The organism is Sphingobacterium gobiense (assembly GCF_002980575.1).
Lineage (GTDB): Bacteria > Bacteroidota > Bacteroidia > Sphingobacteriales > Sphingobacteriaceae > Sphingobacterium > Sphingobacterium gobiense.
Map to the genome: position 1 here is coordinate 45981 of NZ_PVBS01000006.1, position 23049 is coordinate 69029.

Annotated in this window: 12 protein-coding genes and 1 tRNA gene; all 13 read left to right on the top strand. The window is 43.1% G+C overall.

What is annotated here, in order from left to right:
• Window positions 1–55: 55 nt before the first annotated feature.
• A complete protein-coding gene (locus tag C5749_RS18960) occupies window positions 56–3508 on the top strand; it encodes a SusC/RagA family TonB-linked outer membrane protein (RefSeq protein WP_105727799.1) in 3453 nt (1150 codons plus the stop codon).
• Window positions 3509–3525: 17 nt separating this feature from the next.
• On the top strand, window positions 3526–5343 hold the full coding sequence (locus tag C5749_RS18965) for a RagB/SusD family nutrient uptake outer membrane protein (RefSeq protein WP_105727800.1): 1818 nt from the start codon (window positions 3526–3528) through the stop codon (window positions 5341–5343).
• A 33-nt stretch (window positions 5344–5376) separates the two neighbouring features.
• Window positions 5377–6810 (top strand): DUF4623 domain-containing protein, encoded by a 1434-nt coding sequence (locus C5749_RS18970; RefSeq protein WP_105727801.1) that lies wholly within the window; start codon window positions 5377–5379, stop codon window positions 6808–6810.
• 4 nt (window positions 6811–6814) lie between these two features.
• Window positions 6815–8290 carry a glycoside hydrolase family 10-like protein gene (locus C5749_RS18975; RefSeq protein WP_245893848.1) on the top strand — a complete coding sequence of 492 codons (1476 nt, stop codon included), beginning with the start codon at window positions 6815–6817 and terminating at the stop codon, window positions 8288–8290.
• A 41-nt stretch (window positions 8291–8331) separates the two neighbouring features.
• Entirely contained in the window at window positions 8332–10188 is a 1857-nt protein-coding gene (locus C5749_RS18980) for an outer membrane protein assembly factor BamB family protein (protein ID WP_105727802.1), read from the top strand.
• Window position 10189: 1 nt separating this feature from the next.
• Window positions 10190–12649 (top strand): bifunctional glycoside hydrolase family 9 protein/polysaccharide deacetylase, encoded by a 2460-nt coding sequence (locus C5749_RS18985; RefSeq protein ID WP_105727803.1) that lies wholly within the window; start codon window positions 10190–10192, stop codon window positions 12647–12649.
• Window positions 12650–12725: 76 nt separating this feature from the next.
• Window positions 12726–13541 carry an N-acetylmuramic acid 6-phosphate etherase gene (gene murQ, locus C5749_RS18990; RefSeq protein WP_105727804.1) on the top strand — a complete coding sequence of 272 codons (816 nt, stop codon included), beginning with the start codon at window positions 12726–12728 and terminating at the stop codon, window positions 13539–13541.
• A 9-nt stretch (window positions 13542–13550) separates the two neighbouring features.
• The gene (locus tag C5749_RS18995) at window positions 13551–15020 is read left to right on the top strand and encodes a sodium:solute symporter (protein ID WP_105727805.1); all 1470 of its coding nucleotides are present in this window, start codon (window positions 13551–13553) and stop codon (window positions 15018–15020) included.
• 56 nt (window positions 15021–15076) lie between these two features.
• A tRNA-Val gene (locus C5749_RS19000) sits at window positions 15077–15151 on the top strand.
• 74 nt (window positions 15152–15225) lie between these two features.
• Window positions 15226–16041 carry a purine-nucleoside phosphorylase gene (locus C5749_RS19005; protein WP_105727806.1) on the top strand — a complete coding sequence of 272 codons (816 nt, stop codon included), beginning with the start codon at window positions 15226–15228 and terminating at the stop codon, window positions 16039–16041.
• Window positions 16042–16093: 52 nt separating this feature from the next.
• Entirely contained in the window at window positions 16094–18094 is a 2001-nt protein-coding gene (locus tag C5749_RS19010; RefSeq protein WP_245893849.1) for a putative porin, read from the top strand.
• 332 nt (window positions 18095–18426) lie between these two features.
• Window positions 18427–21594 (top strand): SusC/RagA family TonB-linked outer membrane protein, encoded by a 3168-nt coding sequence (locus C5749_RS19015; RefSeq protein WP_105727807.1) that lies wholly within the window; start codon window positions 18427–18429, stop codon window positions 21592–21594.
• Window positions 21595–21611: 17 nt separating this feature from the next.
• Window positions 21612–23036, top strand: a complete 1425-nt coding sequence (locus C5749_RS19020) for a RagB/SusD family nutrient uptake outer membrane protein (protein ID WP_105727808.1) — start codon at window positions 21612–21614, stop codon at window positions 23034–23036.
• Window positions 23037–23049: the final 13 nt, after the last annotated feature.

The window sequence follows — 23049 nt, forward strand, 5'->3', positions numbered from 1 at the left end:
AAGAAGCAAACCTTTTATGAAGTAATCATTATTAAAATAAACTAACTAACTAGCTATGAGAAAATCTTTACTATTTTCTGTTGCTTTTGGGTTGATTGCGACGACGGGATCCATTGCAAGGGAAGGGTCTTCCGCTGCAAGCGTGACTTCTTTACTGCTGGACAACGTGGTTCAAAACATCATTAAGGGAAGGGTCACGAGTGCTGATGGAGCAATCAGTGGGGCCACCGTAAGTATAGTGGGGGGAACAACCTCTGTTTCTACGGATGACAACGGAAATTTTTCAATCAACGCTCCAATAGGCGCTACACTACGTTTCAGCTATGTAGGGTATCAATCCAGAGACATTGCCGTGTCAGGCAGTGTCGTTAATGTTGTATTGTCGGTAGAAGATAATCCACTAGAAGAAGTTGTGGTTGTGGGCTATGGTACCCAGAAACGAGGACATGTAACGGGTGCGGTCACTAATGTGAGTATGGATAGGGTAGTAGGTGATAGGCCTGTTCCCGATCTGGCGAGGGGACTGCAAGGCACAGTTCCGGGTTTGAATATTCAGGTGCCGAGCGGAGAGGTAGGATCCGATGCCATTATGAAGATTAGGGGGCAGGTCGGATCTCCTAATGGAGGTAGTAATCCGCTAATTTTAGTAGATAATGTCGAGATACCGAGTATCCAATATGTTAACCCACACGATGTCGAATCGATCACCGTATTGAAAGATGCGGCATCAAGTGCTATATATGGAGCGAAAGCTGCTTTTGGTGTGATTTTGATCACCACAAAAAAAGGTGGAACAACAGATAAGACAACCTTTACTTATTCTAATAATCTAATTTTACAATCCCCGTTTAAGAAAATCGATGTTGCAGGTATTGATGGACTGGAGTATACGTTGGATGCGCATGAGAACATGAAACAACCAGGGCCTGCTGGTGGTTTCTGGCGGATTGACAGAAACAGTTTTGAAAAAATGAAAGAATGGCAGGAAAAGTGGGGTAGTATAGTAGGAGATACTGATCCAGTAGTTTATGGTCGCGATTGGTGGTGGGACGGTACTCAGAAATTTGGGTATAGAATTTACGATCCTGTGAAAGCTATGGTTAAGGATAATGCATTTTCTAATATTCACAATTTGGGCATGAACGGAAGGTCCGGAAAGACCAATTATAATTTGAGTGTTGGTTATATGGGGCAGGAAGGAATGATGAAACCGGCCATAAATGATGACTTCCAACGTTTCACCGGAACGTTGACTTTATCACATGATGTCAATGATTTTCTCACATTACGAGGAGGAGCACGATATGCAGACAGTAGAAAGCGCAACCCATTCTCGTTGAATTCGGGTGGCTTTGGAGCCGATCCTTGGTTATATCTCTACCGTTGGAGCCGCTTGTTCCCTGTCGATGTACAGGAAAATGGAATAGATATTATTGATCCAGCGTTTTCTGCCAGAAATTCACATGATCAGATTCATGACAAACGCTTTTTGAACCTCAATTTTGGGACAACCATAAAGATTACGAAAAATTGGGATGTGGTAGCAGACTACGCATATAACACAGAAAACACGAATCTAAGCCAGTCTCTGCCGTACGTACAGGCAAAAACGACTTGGTATGGTGTGCAAGAGTTACGTGATGAAAACGGCAATCGAATACACGTAGACGAAAACGGAGTGCCAGTAGAGAGTGGTGGTATGCCGGCTTGGCAGTTTCCGCTGACTGACCATACAACTAAGGAACAAACTCATGTTTATCGAGATTCTTATTTGTATAAGCGTCATACATTGAATGCGCTGACCAACTATAATCTCGATATGGGAAACCACGATATAAAATTCATGCTGGGGACTAACATCGTTGCCTATGCATGGGAAGGTCATTGGTCACAGAGATCGAATTTGATTAACAATGAGAATCCACAGCTGAACTGGGGTGTAGGTACGGAGACTTCGGGGGGAGGGGCGAACTGGGATTCGCAGGTCGGTTTCTTTGGTCGCGTAAATTATGCATATAAAGATAAATATTTGGTGGAGGCTAATCTGCGATACGACGGTTCTTCCAAATTTCCGAAACATCTGCAATGGCGCTGGTTTCCGGGAATTTCAGCTGGATGGATTGTTTCGGAGGAACGTTTTATGGAATCACTCAATCCAGTATTAAGTTTTGCAAGGTTGAGGGCGTCGTACGGTGTCATCGGGGATCAGTCAGTTCCTAACTCCATTTATGTTCCAACGATGGGGATCACGAAAAATTCCTGGTTGAACGCTGGAGGAGAACAGTTTTTTCAACTGGGGACGCCGGGCGCAGTCTCACGAGATATCACTTGGCAGGATATTGAGCATTTGAACGTAGGGTTAGATCTGCGGTTTTTCAATAATAAATTGGGCTTTACGACGGAGTGGTATCAACGTTATACGCGTAATATGATCGTAGGGGGTGACTTCCTGCCGGCGACATTCGGAACGGGCGTTCCTCCGGGCAACTATGGACATCTCCGCACAAGAGGCTGGGAAATAGCTGCCGATTTTAACCATCGATTTGACAATGGGCTGGGGCTTACATTTCACGCCAACATGGCGGATGCGGTTACTTTTATTACAAAAGGTGCAGACTGGCAGTTGCCATGGGAAGATCGCAGTTTAGGTACGACGTATTCTACCGGACGTCGGTACGGAGATGTATTTGGGTTTGTGACGGATAGGCTATTTCAAGCAGATGACTTCGTTTACGATGAAAGCGGAAACTTTCTGCAAACAGACATTGTATGGAGAGGGACGAGCAAGAGAACTAATGTGTTAGCGGGAGATAACCCGGTATATCAAACATATTTTGAAGATGGCAATCAGATCTTATTAATCAGTCCTGGAGACGTGAAATTTGTAGATGTTAACGGGGACGGCTATATCGATGCTGGAAGTTCTACTAACGGTGATCCAGGTGACCGGGTAGTTATTGGTAACATTACGCCGCGTTATGATTTCGGGTTTCGCGTAGGTGCCGATTGGAAAGGATTTGATTTGTCTGTGTTTTTTCAAGGCGTAGGTAAGCGTAGTATCTGGGGTGATGGGCAATTGGCCATTCCGGGATATTTCTCTAAAGAGGGCGCAATGCCACAGGTCATTGCAGGTGACTACTGGAAGCCAGACCGGACGGACGCTTTTTATCCAAGAGCGTGGAATATGAATGGATCCAATTCTAATTATGTTATGCGTCCGCAGTCTAAATATATGCTGGATATGTCTTACTTGAAAATCAAAAACATCACGGTGGGCTATAATTTGCCGTCAGCTTTGCTAAGCAAGGCGAGAATTGCGAATGCCCGCATTTATGTGTCATTGGAAAACTTTATCACGTTCGACAACCTGAGAGGGCTTCCGATCGATCCGGAAGCAATATCGGGACATTCGATGTTGAGGGAAGGAGGAAACTATAACTTGGGTCGGACGGGTACGTCCAATCCGCCGTTTAAATCTGCTTCCATGGGGATATCTATAGGTTTTTAATCTAAAAAGGGAAAGAAATGAAAATTACAGCTAAAATATTGTTAGTCATCGGAGTGCTGGTGTTTTCCGCTTGCGAGAAGTTTCTGGATAGACCACCGCTGACTTCGGAAAATGACGATACAGCTTGGGATTCTGAAGAGAAACTACGCTTATACGCCAATAAGTTTTACACCAGCTTCTTTACGGGGTATAACAGCGGACCGAGCACGGCCGGTGCTCCTTTAGTAGGCTTTACCAATAGTGATGATATGGTGGTATGGGGAAATCAACCGAATTTTACACGTGCGGTTCCGAATAGTGGGATATGGAGCTATACTGCCATTCGTTCGCTGAATCTTATGTTAGATCGTATCGAAACACGTATGAATACTATACTTGAGGAAGAGGATAAAGCACATTGGATTGGTATAGGACGTTTCTTCCGTGGATTTGAATACTCCGACCTTGTTAGATCCTATGGTGATGTGCCTTATTATGATTATGTTGTGTCCGATGTAGATCCTGACGATTTGTATAAACCTAGGACCCCACGAAATGAGGTTATGAACGCCGTTTACGATGATTGGCGCTATGCATTAGACAACGTGAGGTTAACAGATGGTGATAGAGCGCTCACCGTTGATCGTTATGTTGTGGCGGGATTTGTATCAAGATTGGCTTTGTACGAAGGTACATGGCAGAAGTATTATTATAATAATAATGAACAGGCTAAGAAGTTTTTGGAGTTGGCAATAGAAGCAGCACAGATGGTAATGGCGAGCGGACGATATAATATCGTGACCGATTATAAATCGCTCTTCGCGTCAGAAGAGCTTCGAGGAAACCAAGATATGGTGCTATATCGTAATTATGACGCGGCAGTTGGCGTTACCCATTCCATTGCTTCCTATGGAAATCTAGCAGAATCTACGAATAATGGACCCTCTACGGATTTGATTAAAGCTTATTTGTGTACGGATGGTAGGCCTTGGCAGGACTCAGATTTGAATGATGCGGATGATTTTCATTTAGATAATTTGATCAAAACTCGGGACTCCCGATTTGAAGCTACTTTTTATTCTAAACCGGAGCCGCTGAATAGGGGTGCTTTGTATTATATTACCAAGTTTTTACCGCGAGCAGTTGAAAAGCTCGTAAAAGAAGATGGCGGTTCTATGCCAGCCGCGTATACAGGCAGTAGAAATGAAACGGATGCGCCTGTATTACGTTATGCAGAAATACTGTTAAATTGGATTGAAGCAAAAGCAGAATTGGCAGAGATAGGTGGCACACCTGTCACGCAAAATGAAATCGATCGATCAATAAATAAAATCCGTGACAGACCGTTAGCACCGGAAGCAGAAGCCAAAGGTGTGCAGAAGACGGCTCATTTACAACTTGGTGCTATTTCGTCTGATCCAGATCGTGATCAGGATGTTTCTCCATTGTTGTGGGAAATTAGAAGGGAACGTCGAATTGAATTTGCTTTTGAGACATCAAGATTATTGGATTTGAGAAGATGGGGTAAAGTTGAATACATGGATAACGACTTGAATAGCGATTTGCTTTCGGGAGGATGGGTGAATTTTCCAGAGCAGCTTCCTGCTCAGCTAAGTGGTGGTAATATTGACCTATTGGCAGTGATGGATTTAGATGGCAATGAAATAATTTATAATGGCGCTAACGGTGATGAAATGGTTGGGTTTTATAGAAGGACAAGTAATGGAGCCCGTTTGCCATTCTTGAACCAGCCGAATATTAATCCGTATCTCACTCCCATTGGGCGGACGCAAATTGATGAATACGCTATACGTGGTTATGTGTTGAGGCAGACGGAGGGGTGGCCGGAAAATTAATATGGTTAAAGTTGAACGTAAAAAGAACTTATCATGAAAAGAACGGATATATGGTCTAAAGTTGGTTTACTAACACTTTTGGTATGCCTACTCGCGATGACCTCTTGTAAAGATGACTTGCCGGGAGCAATAGACTCTTCTGCGAACTATACTGTATTAAAATCAGTCAAGATATTAAATACAGGTGAAAACGGAGATGTGGTGATAGACGGGACTGTAAATGAAGAAACAAAGCGGGTTTCATTTCCGCGGATTGATACGCTTACCAATTTCAGCAACTTACGGTTTGAAGCAGAGACGTCAGATGGTGCGCGACTGGATCAAGATGCTTTCGAGATTACCTTCGCAGAAGGAGCCTCCGAAACAACTATTGTATTGAAGGTGACCAATGAACCTCGTTTTCGTGAATACTTGGCTACTCTACGCTTGAAAGTTCCTGTTTATGGAGCTGATTTCACTAAGCCAACCGTTTACGATTATTCAGCGAATGTGTTAGGTAATCCCGCTTATGAGGCTTTTTCTGGATTGGCTACCAGGGGTACAGGTTTTGATGGAGAACATGTTATGATTGCCAGTAGAGGGGGTACAGGCTTACACTTGTTGGCGGTAGAAGACCTAAAGAATAATAAGATTAATAGGATTCCATTGAATACCACTGGAATGGATGTAGGAACATTTTTTTGGAATATGGGTGCGCAGGTCAACGGTCATACATATGTGGTGAATCTTTCGACTGGCCCAACTCAAGCGGTCAGATTATATCATTGGACAAATCCAGCTCAAGCGCCAAAAGTAATTGCAAATATTCTTCCCGCTAACCTGCCGGGTGCAGGAGCGCGTCATGGCGACAACTTTTCGATTAGCTTGGATGAGGAAGGTAATGGTTACGCATATTGGATCAGTGCCGGTTCTGAGGTTCTGCGGGTCCAAATTCAAAATTATACAGAAGTAATCGATCAGCGCGCATTTAGTACGGCTGCAACTTATGGGCAATGGTCTTCCTTTTTACAAGTGCCAGGTACTGAGAACTTCCTATTGACTAGTCAAACACAGCCCATTTCGGTGGTGAATGCTGTTGGCTCGGTGGGGTATACCATGCCTGCGTCAGCTCTTCCCCTAAATGTGTCCGATGCGCGGGTGATTAATTTTAATGGTGAACGCTATCTTCTGGTGGTTACCGTACCGCGTAGTGCTCCCCAGGTAGGTATGTTGCAAGTGTATAATATTACCAGAGGGGATAATATTTCTTCTGCTTTGACGAGCTTTGCGCAGCTCTCGGAAGAAGCTAGAACGCCAGTGTTTGAACATTTGCTTAATGGTACACCAAACGGCGCCCCCGCGTCTCAAACGAGTTTTCATATCGAAAAAGACGAGGAAGGTAGGGATGAGAAGTTGATGATTTATGGTGCTGTTACGGATGGAGGTTTCGCGATTATTGAATTTCTACTAAATGTGGCAGAAGATTAATGTTATGATGATAAACCAAGGAATAAGATGGATAATGGGGTTATGCATTGGTATCTGTTTATACAGCTGTTCCAAGGACTCACCGGGAGAGACGCCCGAACCCGAACCACCGGAGCCAAATCCCGTGGGATTAGTCTATCCAAGTAAGGAAATGCGCGCGGTGTGGCTGACCACCGCTTGGGGACTGGATTGGCCAATGGGAGACTACACCGTTGCAGGACAACGGCAAAAGTATCTCGCCTATCTGGATAAGTTTAAGGAGATGAATGTCAATACGATATTCTTTCAGGTAAGGGCGATGGGCGATGCCTACTACCATTCGGATTACGAACCTTGGGCAACCTCCATTACAGGTACAAGGGGGAAAGATCCCGGCTACGATATTCTAAAGTTTTTAATCGAAGAAGCGCATGCACGAGACATAGAATTCCATGCTTGGATGAATCCCTATAGGATTGCTACACGAGCCAATAATGGTACTACTTATCCAGCTTTGCATAGTTCAATAAATGCAAGCTGGGTAGTGAGTCACGAAAAAATTCAGATCTATAACCCCGCTAGAGAGGAAGTAAGAAAACGTATAGCGGATATAGTGAAGGAATTGATTAGTAAGTACGACGTGGATGGCGTGCATTTGGATGATTATTTCTATCCAGACCCGTCTTCTGCAGGCGTCATGGTTTCCGATCAAACGGATTACGAAACGTATGGGGCAGGTTTCAATACCATTCAGGCGTGGCGCCGTGCAAATGTAGACAAGGCCATTGAAGGTATTCATAATGTAATTGTCGCCACAAAACCGAAAGTGGTGTTTTCCATATCTCCGGCAGCAAATAAAGATTACAATTACAATACGCTATATGCCGATGTGGCGAAATGGTGCCAACAAGGTTGGCTGGATCTGTTAATACCACAGCTCTATCAGGAGATAGGAAATAGCTACAATGATTTCCAAACAAACTTAGGTATATGGACACAGTTTGCTTATGATGTCCCTGTTGTTATCGGTCATGGACTTTACAAGTTTGGGGACCCTACACAACCTACTGCTTTCCAGTCGACCGCGGAACTGGAAAAACAGATTAATATGGCGAAGAAAAACAGAAAGGTGGTTGGAAGCGCCATGTACAGTGCAAGGTATGTGATGGACAATAAAATTGATATTGCCGATAAATTAAGCTCGCTTTACGAAAAAACCGGTGTGATGCCGTTTCTTGGTCGCTCGAATAGTGCAGTACCGACTCCAGCAGCTAATGTACGTATCGAAGGAAACCAGTTGAAGTGGAGCACGTCTGGGAATATAAAGTCTGTTGTCTATTATTTTCCGGTAGCTGCTTCAGGTGCTGATAGAAAGGGAGAAGTGCTTGCCATTACCGAAGAGCATACAATTACAGTCGATAAAAAGGGTGGTTATTCGGTTACAACATTGGGTGTTGACCATCAAGAATCGAAGCCGTCTGATCTAGTCGAAAAGAATTGAGGGAAGCATACCTATTTTGGTAGGTATAAAAGCACAACAATTTGAAAAAGTTCCTGTTTTGTTTAATTAGTATATTATGCCTTGTTGTCCTTGTTCACGGCCAACAACCCTTCAAATTCGCACAAGTTACCGATACCCATGTGGGGGGAGCAACCGGGGCGGAAGATTTAAGGCGTACTGTGGCGGACCTTAACCAGCAAAGTGATATCGATTTTGTTATCCTATCGGGAGACGTGACTGAATTTGGATCGGACGAGGAGCTTGCCTTGGCAAAGCAGATTTTAGATAGCCTGTCTTTACCGCTATACGTAGTACCCGGTAACCATGACAGCAATTGGTCAGAAAGTGGCGCCAATTCCTTCAGGAAAGTGTTCGGCGATGAGACGTTCTTCTTCCGGCATAAGGGCTATACGTTTATGGGGACGACATCAGGTCCTAATATGCGCATGAGTCCGGGGCAGATACCCCGGGAGAACTTGGTGTGGATGGACTCGGTATTCAAAGCAAATCCGGACAAAGAGACCCCATTGATCTTCGTTAACCATTATCCGTTAGACTCTTCCTTGAATAACTGGTATGAAGCGATTGACCGTCTGAAACAAAGAAATGTGCAATTGGCCATGTGTGGACATGGGCATAACAACAGCGTGTACGATTGGGAAGGGATTCCCGGGATCATGGGACGCTCCAATTTGCGGGCAAAGGATTCCGTAGGCGGTTACAACATTATCTCCATTGAAAATGGGACAGCCACCTATACCGTGCGCAGACCATTATGGAAAACCGAGGCAAGTTGGGCACAGATACCACTTAAAAGTCACCAATTTAATCAAGCTACTGCCGTCTATAAACGGCCTGATTTTTCTGTAAACGATACGTATGCTAGCCGGGTACAAGAAGTCTGGCGATTTCAAGATGATGCGGATTTGGGAGCAGGTATGGCAAGCTATCGGAACTTGGTCATAACAGGCAATACCGCTGGACAAGTTTTTGCACTCGATATACACACTGGGAAGAAAGTGTGGACCTATCAAACAGGAGGTAAAGTTTATGCTACACCTGCAGTCTGGAAAAATACCGTGGTTGTTGGCTCTTCAGATGGAACGATATATGGCCTGAACGCGAACAACGGTCAATTACGGTGGCAGATAAAAACTAATAAAGCCGTGCTGGGCAGTGCGGTAATCGAAAAAGGAGTGGCTTTTGTAGGCGGATCGGACGGAACGTTCCGTGCAATCGACGTGAGAAAGGGAATAATCAAATGGACGTTCGATCAGCTTCAAGGATATGTCTCCGGGAAGCCGACCTTATATAAAGATAAGGTGTTATTTGGTGACTGGGGAAATGGGTTTTACGCCTTGTCCAAGAAGACCGGTGCGTTATTGTGGTCTTGGGATAATGGACATAAAAACCGTATGCTCTCAGCGGCTGCGTGCTATCCGGTAGCTACGAACGACCGCATTTTTATTGTGGCGCCAGATCGATTTATGACTTGTTTGGAAGCAAGAACAGGAAAGGTTATATGGCGCGAAAAAAAGGACAGCATACGTGTTCGCGAGTCGATGGGGCTGTCGGAAGACGGACGCTATGTGTATGTTAAAACGATGGATGGAAATCTACTCGGCATATCCACTACAGCAGATCGTATGGATGTTGCTTGGCGTTCTACGCTACAGTTGCCTTACGAGCTAACGCCTTCGGCGATAGTGACTAACGGTAAGCAAGTGTTCGTTCCAAGCCATTCAGGGTTATTGTCGGCCGTAGATGCCGTATCAGGCGAAATAACATGGCAGTATAAGCTATCCAATAATATGATTAATCCGATATTGATCATCGATGATAATCATGTGGTGGCCTCTACGATGGACGGGCTGATTATGAAATTTAATTTACGCTGAAATGCTAAGATATATTTTGCTGCTGATAATAGCTGCCGCTATACAATTTTCTTTTGCTCAGGATACATGGATACGTGTAAATCAATTAGGTTATAAATCAAAAGCAAAAAAAGTTGCAGTCTGGGTAAGTAAAAAAGACCAACCTGTCAAAACTTTTGTTGTGTTCGACGCAAAATCGAAAAAGGTGGTATTCGAAGGCAACGCATCACGGCCCTTCGGGGCATATGGTCCTTTCGTGCAATCCTACCGGCTGGATTTTTCTGCAATTGAGCAAAAGGGAGAATACATCGTTGAAGCGGGTGGTGTGCAATCACCGATCGTCCGTATAGGGGATGGTGTTTATGACGGGACAGCTGATTTTGCTTTGCGTTACATGCGACAACAACGTACATTGTTCAATCCGTTTTTGAAGGATAGTTGTCATACCCACGACGGTTTTACGTTATATGCAGCATCGATTGGCTTGCCCGATAGTACCCGCATAGATGTGGGGGGAGGTTGGCACGATGCTTCCGATTATTTGCAATATGCTACAACATCTGCTAATGCTACATACCACTTGCTGGCTGCCTATCGGGACTTTCCATATGCTTTTACGGACTATAAGCAGGCAAACGGACTAAGTGGAGCAAACGGAATTAAGGATGTCTTGGATGAAGCGAAATGGGGATTGGATTGGTTGTTGAAGATGCATCCTGAACCCCATATGATGTTTAATCAGATTGCTGACGATAGAGACCACGCGTCCATGCGTATGCCGGGAGAGGATCCTTTTTATGGCAGAGGCTATGAGCGACCTGTGTATTTTATTGATGGCAAGCCACAGCAAAGGGGCAAGTTCCTGAACAACACCACAGGAACAAGTTCTACGGCAGCGAAGTTTGTCGGTGCTTTTAATCTGGGAGCGGCTATCTTCCGTGAGATAGATAAAAGTTATAGTGAAACGCTGGTCTCTAAAGCGCACACAGCCTTTAATTACGCCCATAAGAAATTGGGGGTAACACAGACCGTCTCTGTTAAGTCTCCCTATATTTATGCAGAAGAAAATTGGGTGGATGATATGGAATTGGCCTATGCGACCATGTTTAAACAGACGGGTGAGCAGCAATACCTAGAGAAAGCGTTGAGTTTTGCTAGGGAAGAAGCAGTAACCCCCTGGATGATCCGCGATACGGCTAACCATTATCAGTATTACCCATTTATTAATCTGGGGCACTATGAACTAGCAAAATCTTTGCAAGGAGAACAACGCGAGGAAATCATTGCATATTATAAAAACGGGATAGCGGAAGTTTGGAATAGAGCAAAGCAAAATGCTTTTTTTCGAGGGATTCCCTTTATCTGGTGTAGCAACAATCTGACAGTAGCCTTTGCCATGCAATGTCTGTGGTATCAAGACTTGGCGGATGATGCCACCTATGCGGAATTGATGCAAGCTAATATCGACTGGCTGTTTGGGACAAATCCTTGGGGAACAAGCATGGTGTATGGTTTGCCTGCCTGGGGAGACACGCCTGTAGATCCACATTCTGCTTTCACGCATCTACATCATTATCCTATTGATGGAGGATTGGTGGATGGCCCGGTATACACCTCCATATATAATAACTTAATCGGTATACAATTGCACGAAGAAGATGAATACGAGGCATTCCAGAGCGATCTAGCCGTCTATCACGACGACTATGGAGATTATAGTACGAATGAACCCACCATGGATGGTACGGCTTCCCTGATTTATTTATTGTCATCGCAGGAATCGTCACATCACGTAAAAGATGAATATGGAGCAGTCGTACGAGGAAATAGTGATAAGAAACATGTCAGTCTCGTATTTACTGGCCATGATTTTAATGATGGAAAAGAAGTGATAGAGCGTACGTTGCGAAAGCAGCAAGTTAAGGCCGGCTTCTTCTTGACAGGTGACTTCCTACGGAATAAGGAGAATCATGATTTTATCGATAAGATAAAGAAAATACATTACATCGGGCCACATTCAGATAAGCACTTACTTTATGCACCGTGGGAAAAAAGAGATAGTACGTTGATAAGTCAGGAAGATTTTCTCAAAGACATAAACGATAATTATGTCGCTCTAGCGGCCCATGGTATTCGAAAGGAGGAAGCTGCGGTGTTTATGCCTTCCTATGAATGGTATAACCACGATATTGTCCGTTGGACGAATGCCGAGCGTGTACAGGTGGTAAATTATACCCCGGGTTTACGAACAACAGCGGATTATACCTACCCTCAAATGGGCGCGAGGTATATATCTTCGGACAAAATTTTTGAACAATTATTGCAAACAGAGGACGAGAAAGGACTAAATGGTCATATAATTTTGATACATTTAGGCGTTGATACACGGAGGGAAGACAAGCTGTACAATCGGTTGGAAGATGTTGTTAAGATGCTGAAGAGTAAGGGATACGAGTTTTTGCGCATCGACGAAGTGATTTAATTAATAGAATTTATGCATGTTTATGCGTGTTTTAGATTAAAATTTGCACTTTTGTGTTGGAAGTAATAGAATTTAAATGGTAAGAGTTACGGAAAAGGAGTCGAACTATCAAGACTTAGATAAAATGTCGGTCAATGCGTTATTGACCAGCATGAACAAAGAAGATAAAACAGTGCCGTTGGCCGTAGAACAAGCGATTCCGCAATTGGAAGCATTGGTGAAAATTACGGTCGAGAAAATGAAAAAGGGAGGACGCTTGTTTTATATAGGGGCAGGAACGAGCGGTCGTTTAGGAATCTTGGACGCTTCGGAATGTCCACCGACTTTTGGCGTTCCGTTTGACTGGGTAATCGGATTGATAGCTGGTGGAGATTCGGCCATCCGTAAAGCTGTGGAGTTTGCTGAAGACGATATGGAACAGGCTTGGAAAGATATGGAAGAATATGATGTCGATAAAAACGATGTGATCATCGGTGTCGCAGCCTCTGGAACGACGCCCTATGTCATTGGTGGATTGCGGCGCGCAAATGCGGAAGGACTGGTAACGGGTTGTGTGGTATGTAATAGTAGTTCACCTATCGCAGAAGAAGCACAGTATCCAGTAGAAGTGATCGTAGGTCCCGAATTTGTTACGGGATCAACACGTCTGAAATCAGGTACAGCACAAAAGCTAGTGCTCAATATGCTAAGTACTTCCGTCATGATCCAGCTTGGACGGGTAAAAGGAAACAAAATGGTCGATATGCAATTATCTAATATCAAATTGGTTGCCCGCGGAGTACGGATGGTCATGGAAGAGACAGGTCTCGACCAAGAGGCAGCTTCGGCATTGTTGGAGCGTTATGGCAATGTACGCAAAGCGATTGAAAGTTACCAATCTTTAAAATCTTAAAAACCACGCATGTCGCCAATCACACTTTTAATATTTTTGTTTGTGTACTTCGGTATATTACTGGGCGTATCTTATTTTACATCGCGTAAAACTTCCGATAATGCTACATTCTTCGTGGCGAACAAAAACTCTAAATGGTACATGGTCGCTTTTGGGATGATCGGGACCGCCTTATCGGGCGTGACATTTATCTCCGTTCCAGGAGCCGTAGGTGTTTCAAACTTTAGTTATTTTCAATTCGTGTTGGGGAATGCCCTTGGTTTTTTGGTGATTGCCTATGTCTTATTACCGCTGTACTATCGGATGAATCTTACTTCCATTTATACTTATTTGGAGGACAGGTTGGGGCATAAAAGCTACAAGACAGGTGCGATGATTTTCTTGGTGTCCAGAACTATTGGATCAGCATTTCGTTTGTATTTAGTGGCCATTATTTTACAGAAATTCATTTTTGATGCGTGGAACGTGCCATTTGGTGTAACAGTAGCAGGCTGCCTGATATTGATATGGTTATACACGAACAAAGGCGGGCTTAAAACCATAATTATCACCGATATGCTCCAAACATTCTGTTTGTTGTTAGCGGTAATGCTATCGATTTATTTCATGGCCGACGGGTTGGGTATTTCTGTTTTAGACGCATTTGAGAGCGTGAAAGAAAGTTCTTATTCGCAGATTGTCGTGTGGGAAGATTTATTGGGGGATCGAAATCATTTCTGGAAGCACATCATCGGTGGTGCATTTGTAACCATTGCCATGACTGGGCTCGACCAAGATCTGATGCAGAAAAACTTAAGCATGAAGACGATTGGTGAAGCACAGAAAAATATGCTTACGTTTACGGGAATATTTGTTGTTATCAACTTATTCTTCTTAGCCGTCGGTGCATTGCTTTATATTTATGTGGCGGAAAAAGGGATTGATATCAGCATGTTTCGCACACCGGATTACCTCTACCCGGAGATAGCGCTAAACCACCTGTCTTTAGCAGCAGGGGTTATCTTTATGATGGGTTTAACGGCCGCAACCTTCGCCACGACCGATTCCGCTTTGACGGCATTGACAACCTCATATTGCGTGGATTTTCTCGGATTTAATAAAACTATAGATCCGAACGCCAAAGCATTGGTGCGCAAACGGAATATCGTGCACTTGGCATTTAGTATCGTGATGCTGCTGGTTATCTTGATATTTCGTTTATTGAACGATGATTCCGTGGTCACTGCTATTTTTACAGCGGCAAGTTATACCTATGGCCCGCTGTTAGGTCTATTTGCCTTTGGCATCCTCACCCGAAATAAGGTAAAGGATAACTTGGTGCCTTACTTCTGTATCTTATCGCCGATTTTATGGTATGTGTTAAACACGTATTACGTTATTCCGCATACAAACTATCGTATAGGCTTTGAATTGATTGTTTATAATGGGTTGACGATATTTCTGATGTTGTGGGCTACTTCGCCCGGTAAAGTGAAATAAATTTTAATTTTGATTTCACATTAACTATCTTTGAGCCACTCAAACAACTTCGATCAGGGAAATTAGCTCAGCTGGTTTAGAGCACTACCTCGACAAGGTAGGGGTCACTGGTTCGAACCCAGTATTTCCCACAAAAGAGAGAGACTTTTAAAGTCTCTTTTTTTGTTTTCACTTTTTGATTTTTACTTTATACCTTTAGACCTATATGTATCATTTAATAGCAGAAACCGTAACCACCATTCGTCGTAAAATTGGGGATTTCTCACCAGAATTTGGCATTATTTTGGGGACAGGCCTTGGAAAACTGGTCGAAGAAATAGACATACACTTTCAGATGATGTATTCCAATATTCCGAATTTCCCTATTTCCACCGTTGAATTTCACAGCGGAAAATTAATTTTCGGTGTGTTGAATGGGCGTCGGATAGTAGCCATGCAAGGGCGGTTTCATTATTATGAAGGGTATGATATGCAGACGATAACATTTCCTGTTCGGGTTATGAAAGCTTTAGGTATCCAAAAGCTATTTGTATCGAATGCATCGGGATCCCTTAGTTCCAGCATTCTCAAAGGCGACATCGGTATCATAGAAGACCATATCAATTTACTTCCTGATAATCCGCTGCGTGGACATAATGATGATGATATGGGTCCGCGTTTTCCCGATATGAGTGTGCCATATAACAAGGACATGATACAGCAGGCATTGGAGATCGCTGACCGTTTAAAATATAGAGCACACAAAGTTATCTACGTATCAACGACTGGCCCTAATTTGGAAACAAAAGCGGAGTATCGTTATATGCGTATCATTGGGGGCGATATTGTAGGCATGAGTACGGTGCCGGAAGTTATCGTGGCAAATCACATGAGCTTGCCGGTTTTTGCTATTTCGGTTGTGACAGACGAAGGATTTCATGCGGAGCTAAAACCGGTTTCTTTTGCCGAAATAGTGCAAGTAGCAGCAGAGGCAGAACCAAAAATGACAAAGATTCTAAAAGAATTGATAGCGTTGCAATAAATGTCAATTTTAGCTTTATTTTTGCTCTAAGATATAGAACAAATTGGTATTGATGGACAGTTACTTGAAGAAGGTTTTCCTTTTAATTTCTTTTATCCTCGTAGCGACGACGTATGTTTCTGCACAGATGGAAGAGGAGTTTAGCAGTGCGTTGGATTCGGCTCGTGCCAAGGAAGACAATAAGAAGGACTCTGTTGTGTTTACGGCAAAATACGTGCGTTATGCTACGCTCGATATGCTAAAGAAGAGCACGCGTACCGTACAGATTGATACTACGCACGTTAATTTTCAATATTATAACAAACAAAACGTTCCATGGGATCCTACAATTAATCTCGGGTCTTATGGCTTGGCCTCCCGCGACTTGTTGTTCAACCCGAACAAAACGATAGGTTTCCAGCCCGGATTCCATGCACTGGAAAGATATTTGATAAAATCTGATTCTATTCAATATTTTCGCGCAAGAGCGCGCTATTCCGAATTATATGCTGTAGGTTTCTTTTTCAACGATCAGGTTTTTCGGGCCCGAATAGCGCAAAATATCAATCCACAATGGAACGTCGGTGCGGAATATTACGCCACCAATACGGATGGTTATTATTTCAATCAGGCATATAATGATCGGAAGGCGGCGGTATTTACCTGGTATGAGTCAAAAAGTCTGCGTTACAACTTGTTGATGAATGCCACATTCAATAACTTAAACTCGCCCGAAAATGGATCGGTTGTAGACCGGAATGTGTACATGCAAGATGTTTTTAAAGACACCTCCAGTATGTCCAATATGGGTTACCCAGTCAGATTGCGAGGACAGCAAGCAAATCGGCCTCACCATAAATGGAAAGACAACGGTGTCTTTCTGCGGCAATCTTACTATTTAGGTAGATTAGATACGCTAAACCAAGGAACTCCGGATATGGAGGTACGCCCTACGAATACGGTTGCACACAACTCATCTTTTCGTCAAAGGAGATTTACGTTCTTCAAAAATGAAGCGGACCCAGAGGGAGCATTCCCTTATGGCGATTTTATCCACGTGGAAGATACCACAACAGTCACCAACATTACTAATGAATTTACCTACAGCTTTTATTTGCGAGGCAAGGGAGTATTTAAAAATGAAGCTAAACTTGATCTAGGGTTTCAGAACGACCTAATCTGGTATAGGGATAGTCTGACGAACGAATTTTTCCAAAACAGTATGCTAAAGGGTACGCTAGGTTATCAATTTAGTGACCGTGTTCAATTGCAAGGGGATGTAAACCAGGTTGTTGTAGGTCGTCATGCGGGGGATTTTCTGTATGAAGCGAACGCCGATATTTTGTTGAGCGAAAATGTGGGTAGGGTGCGGATCGGTGCCTACTCGCAAAATAAATCGCCAGAAATGGTGTTTAATCTGATGAACTATACGTATCATCAGTGGGATCATAGCTGGGAAAAAACCAAGACGCAAAATCTCTCTTTTGCCTACACCAACAATAAGCTTGGTTTTTCAGGTAAAGCGGAATACTTTTTAATGGATAAATACCTCTATTTTCGCGAAATCGATAACCCTGATAATGATGAGTTATATATGCGGCAGATCACCCCGGAGCAATCTGGCAATATGAATTTATTGAAAGTCTCCGTCAGTCAGAAATTTCGTTTGGGACGCTTCCATTTTGATAATATGGGCGTATATCAGAAAACAGATGCACAAGATGTGCTGGCCATCCCCGAATTGTATACTTGGCACAGCTTCTACTACGCCAATAAGTTATACAACGTGATGGATTTCCGGTTGGGGACCGATGTTCGGTTCAATACGCCGTTCCGTTCGCCTTCGTACGCCATTAACGTTGGGCAATTTTACAACGATAATGTGGGCATAGAGTATTCTACCTACCCCATCGTGGATTTTTGGTTTACGGGTAATATCGATCGTGTGAACTTATTTATCTCGTATAATTTTGCTAATCAGTTTGTTTATCCTAAGGGATATTACACGGTACGTCGTTACCCTATGCAGGATGCGAACTTACGGTTCGGGGTGTCTTGGAAGTTTTATGATTAATCGATAGCTCTTTTCTCCTTCTAAATATTCTTTGCTTCCGAACTATCGTCGGGCGGATGCCCCATGATAATATTATGATAACGCGTTAGGGCAAGATATGTATTTATTACCCTTGTAGCCATTCTCCGCAATCTGTCATTATATTTTTCAAAAAATTTTTGTTTTCTAAAAAAAAGCTATATGTTTGTTTTATATTAACATAGTGCGTTAAGCTAATGTAGCCTTAATGCCTTGTTAATATATGATTATAAACTTTCGGAGACTTTAAAAGATAGCTTAAAATATAATTTTAATCTAGATAGTGCGTAAACCTATTCATGTTATAAAACGTTATGGACAAAAAATATTTTATCAAATCGCTGTTTGGATGCCTCCTAATATGTGTTCTTTCTAGTTTTGCTGCAAAAGCACAGTTGAGGACAATTACAGGAAAGGTGGTGGACGCCGGCATGTTAGTCCCTTTGCAGGGTGTAACCATTAAAGTTAGTAGTGGCAGTCAGGCAGTGAGTACGAATAATTCCGGGGAATATTCGATAGAAGCAAAGACGGGCGATTTGCTACAGTTTAATTTCTTGGGTTACGACCCTGTTGAAATTGTTGTTGGAAAAGAAAGTGTCTACGATGTAAAGTTAATTGGATCTGCTGAGAGTCTGGATTCTGTGGTGGTCGTAGGTTATGGTACACAGCGGAAAAGAGACATAACAGGCTCGGTAACTAGTTTATCTCCACAAGACCTGCAACCGGGACCCGCGGCTAGTTTCGATCAGATGATGCAGGGAAAAGTAGCGGGCGCACAAATTACACAAACGACCGGAGCCCCTGGAGGAAATGTCAATGTTGTTATTCGCGGAATTAATTCGATTACGGGCGGAAACCAACCTTTGTATGTGATCGATGGATATGCTATCGGTGCAGGTGGAAGTGGATCAGATGTGTCTAGTTTTAACGGAAATTCCTATTCATCAGAAGGAATGGCCAATAACACCGCCTCTAAAATTAATCCGTTGAGTAGTATCAATCCTGCTGATATTGCATCCATTGAAATTTTAAAGGATGCCTCCGCCACTGCTATTTACGGATCGAGAGGAGCCAATGGTGTAATTATCATTACCACAAAGAAAGGAAAAAGAGGAAGTCCTACCGTTCATATGGAAGCGGCGGGAGGTTTTCAGAACGTGGCTAATAAGCTGAAAATGATGAATGCGCAGCAGTTTGCAGAATTTCATGCGGAGGGACGAGACAACGCGTGGGTTTATGCGGGAGGGAATGCGTCAGATCCGAATGATGTAAGAACGGGAGGGACGCGGGTACGCCCGGAGTTTCGTAATCCCGAATCATTGACTACAAATATAGATTGGCAGGATCAGATTTTTAGAACGGCCCCATTGCAAAATTATCAACTTTCGACGACGGGGGGAGGTGAGTCGGTAGATTACATGGTTTCTTTAGGCTATTATAATCAACAAGGAATAATCAAAAAGTCCGATTTCAATAAATATAATATGCGTTCTAATATAGATATTAGGTTATCTAATCGCTTGTCTCTTGGTGTATCCTTGGCGGGCTCCTATACACATGGGAATTTTGCACGTGCCGAAGGGCATTTGGGAACAAGGGGGCTCGTTGCCGCTGCTTTGGCAAATTCGCCTGCGATGCCTATTTACCAAGCAGATGGTTCCTATAGCTCAGAGTTATTGGATCCATTAGGTGTACCGGTGGAGAATCCCTATTTAATCCTTGATGAATTTAGTGATAAGCGGAATTCCGCGAATATTTTTACCAATAATTATCTTCAGTATAATCTTTTAGACGGATTGTCGATAAAAACGTCCATAGGGGTGAATTATGTGACTGGGTCGACCCGCCTCTGGAAATCATCGCAGATTGGTGAGTGGGGGGCTAAAACGAGCCCGGCAACTGCTGGCGCTCACAACAGTGCTTTATTAAATTGGTTAAATGAAAATACGGTGAACTATACGACGAACTTCGGAGAGGACCATAAAGTAGATGCAGTTGTAGGGTTTACGGCGCAGAAAGAAAGCCTAAATATGCTGCGGGCTGGGGCGATGGATTTTCCGACGGATTTGATCCCTTATTTGGCCGGTGGAAATGTGAATGCGGGAACGAATTATATCACAGAATGGGCCATGTTGTCGTGGTTAGCTCGGGCCAACTATAGTTTTAAAGGAAAATGGTTATTAACAGGTACCGTGCGTCGGGACGGAAGTTCAAGATTCGGGATTAACAATCGTTGGGGTACCTTCCCCTCCGCGTCTTTAGGGTACAGGCTATCAGATGAAGAGTTTATGAAATCGCTTTCATTTATAGATGACCTGAAACTGCGCGTAAGTTATGGTGCGTCGGGTAATAATTTGATAGGAAATTATGCACATATCGGGCTGTTGGGTATTGTTCCTTATGTCGGTAATGGGCAACCATTGCTTGGTGTAACACCGCAAACCCTCGCCAATGAGAACCTAACGTGGGAGCGATCTTTACAGACCAACCTGGGGCTCGACTTGGCACTATTTAATCATCGTATAGTCTTGACGGTGGATGCGTACCGCAATATGAAAAAGGATTTGTTGTTAAATACTTTATTGCCCGCAGCTACTGGGTTTAGTTCCGTGACACAAAATATCGGTGAGCTTGAAAATAAAGGTTTGGAGATTGCATTAAATACACGGAACATAGCGAGCGGATCTTTTCAGTGGAATACCGATTTTAATATAAGTTTCAACAGAAATAAGGTTCTGGCTCTAAATACTTCATCAGCCAGGATATTAAGTTCGGCTTATCAAGCAACAGAAGTAGGGCAGCCCATTTCCAGTTTCTTCTTGCTGGAAGCAACTGGTGTATTTAAAAACTGGGATGAAGTGCACGCCAGTCCATTGCAGCATCCGAACACGCAACCGGGAGATCTCAAATTTAAGGACGTAAACGGTGATGGGCGGATCACAGACGATGATAAAACCTTTGTTGGCACGCCGTGGCCAAAATATACTTTTGGATTCAATAACCAATTTACCTATAAAAATCTTTCTTTGGGTGTGAGCTTAACAGGTTCGTATGGTCAGAAAATGTATTTTCAAGGCGCAGAGATTATCATGAATTCCGCTGGCGTCCAAAATCAATTGGCTGTAGTCAATGATCGTTGGAGATCAGAAGAAAATCCCGGCAACGGTTTTGTGCCAAGAGCGATACGTAATGATTATGCCAGGGGGATTGGTATTAATTCCAGGTATCTGTTCGAAGCTTCATTTGTCCGGATTCGGAATGTTAATTTAGCATATAAGTTGCCGTCCAATATATTCCGTTCTAAATTGCCCGCAATCGATATTTTTGCCGATGTCTCGAATGTGTATGCGTTTACGGATTACCCTGGTTATGACCCCGAAGGAAGCTCTACAGGAGATAACATTGCTGCGAGTGGTATAGATTATTTTTCATATCCATTACCTCGAACCTTTACGTTAGGCATTAGAATGAATATACGTTAACAAATAATCTGATCAAGATGAAAAAATATATCGTTTGTATTATGTTGCCGCTGTTTTTTTTGAGCTCCTGCAACAATTTTTTAGAACTTTCGCCCGAACATCAAATCAACGAAAACAATTTCTATAAAACGGAAGCTGATTTTGAAAATGCGCTGGTGGGCGTTTATGCATCTTTTCGGGGAATATATACGCATGAGATTTTCTATCTCGTGGAATTGACTTCGGATAATACTGAGGTATCTATATCTTCCTCTTCCGTTGCTGAAATGGAATTTGATGAGATTAATATGACACCCTCCAATACGATCGTTCAGGGGTTTTGGACAAAGGTGTTGTTTACAATCGCACGTGCAAATATCTTGCTCGAACGATTGGAACAGGCTAGCTTAAGTACGGTAAGCAAAGCAAGGATTGCCAGTGAAGCAAAATTTATTCGTGCATATAGCTATTTTTTGATGGTGCAAATTTTTGGGCGATCTCCTATTACTTACGGAGAATTTAGGAGCCCTGAAGATATAGCGGATACCGACTTGTCGCTGAAATCTTCGGAAGAGGTGTATGCACAGATTATTAAAGACTTAAAAGAAGCAGAAGAATTAGTAGTTGATGATTCCCAAGAAGATAAAGGAAAGGTTTCTTTGGGTGCCATACAAGGATTGTTAGGCAAAGTCTATCTAACTCGTCATCAATATGCAGATGCTATACGTACGTTGGGAAGTCTGATTGAAGCAAATACATATAGTTTAGAACCTAATTACAAAACCCTTTTTAGTCCAGGAAATAACAATACCAAAGAATCCCTATTCGAATTAAAGTTCATCTCCGGTTTTAACCAAGGTAACGAATATTCGGTATTATTTACACCAGCTTCAACAGGGCTATTAGCGAATAATCAGCAGGGCTCCGGAAGAATTACACCATCGCTCGATCTGATGGAGGCTTACGAGGAAGGCGATGCAAGAAAGCAAGCTTCCATAGGGGATACGATTCGACCCAATGGGGTAAAGGAATACAGCCGTCACGGGTTGAAGTTTGTGGATCTAAATGCAGAAAATCCAAGAGATGGCTCTGTTAATTTCACCGTTTTACGCTATGCTGATGTTCTTCTCATGTATGCTGAAGCATTGAATGAAGATGATGATATAGATAGAGCACAAACGTATCTTAATATGGTTCGTTCCCGCGCAGATCTGGAAAAGCTGGAAATAAGCGATAAAGAGGATATGCGTGAATCCATAGCGAAAGAAAGAAGACTGGAATTGGCGTATGAGGCGCATCGTTGGTTCGATTTGTTGCGAACAGGAAAAACTCAGGAAACCATGAATGCATTTTTTGTGGGCAAGGGCTTAAATTTTACAGTGCAAAACCATGAATTGCTATTTCCTATTCCACGTAGAGAGATCGATATCAACCCAGAATTAGGGCAAAATGACGGCTACTAACTTGTATAAGACA

Excerpts from the sequence above, each read along its gene's own strand:
- C5749_RS18960 (WP_105727799.1), top strand. The coding sequence starts at position 56 with ATGAGAAAATCTTTACTATTTTCTGTTGCTTTTGGGTTGATTGCGACG.
- C5749_RS19015 (WP_105727807.1), top strand. The coding sequence starts at position 18,427 with ATGGACAAAAAATATTTTATCAAATCGCTGTTTGGATGCCTCCTAATA.
- C5749_RS18985 (WP_105727803.1), top strand. The coding sequence starts at position 10,190 with ATGCTAAGATATATTTTGCTGCTGATAATAGCTGCCGCTATACAATTT.
- C5749_RS19005 (WP_105727806.1), top strand. The coding sequence starts at position 15,226 with ATGTATCATTTAATAGCAGAAACCGTAACCACCATTCGTCGTAAAATT.
- C5749_RS18995 (WP_105727805.1), top strand. The coding sequence starts at position 13,551 with ATGTCGCCAATCACACTTTTAATATTTTTGTTTGTGTACTTCGGTATA.
- C5749_RS19020 (WP_105727808.1), top strand. The coding sequence starts at position 21,612 with ATGAAAAAATATATCGTTTGTATTATGTTGCCGCTGTTTTTTTTGAGC.
- C5749_RS18970 (WP_105727801.1), top strand. The coding sequence starts at position 5,377 with ATGAAAAGAACGGATATATGGTCTAAAGTTGGTTTACTAACACTTTTG.
- C5749_RS19010 (WP_245893849.1), top strand. The coding sequence starts at position 16,094 with ATGGACAGTTACTTGAAGAAGGTTTTCCTTTTAATTTCTTTTATCCTC.
- murQ (WP_105727804.1), top strand. The coding sequence starts at position 12,726 with ATGGTAAGAGTTACGGAAAAGGAGTCGAACTATCAAGACTTAGATAAA.
- C5749_RS18975 (WP_245893848.1), top strand. The coding sequence starts at position 6,815 with ATGATGATAAACCAAGGAATAAGATGGATAATGGGGTTATGCATTGGT.
- C5749_RS18965 (WP_105727800.1), top strand. The coding sequence starts at position 3,526 with ATGAAAATTACAGCTAAAATATTGTTAGTCATCGGAGTGCTGGTGTTT.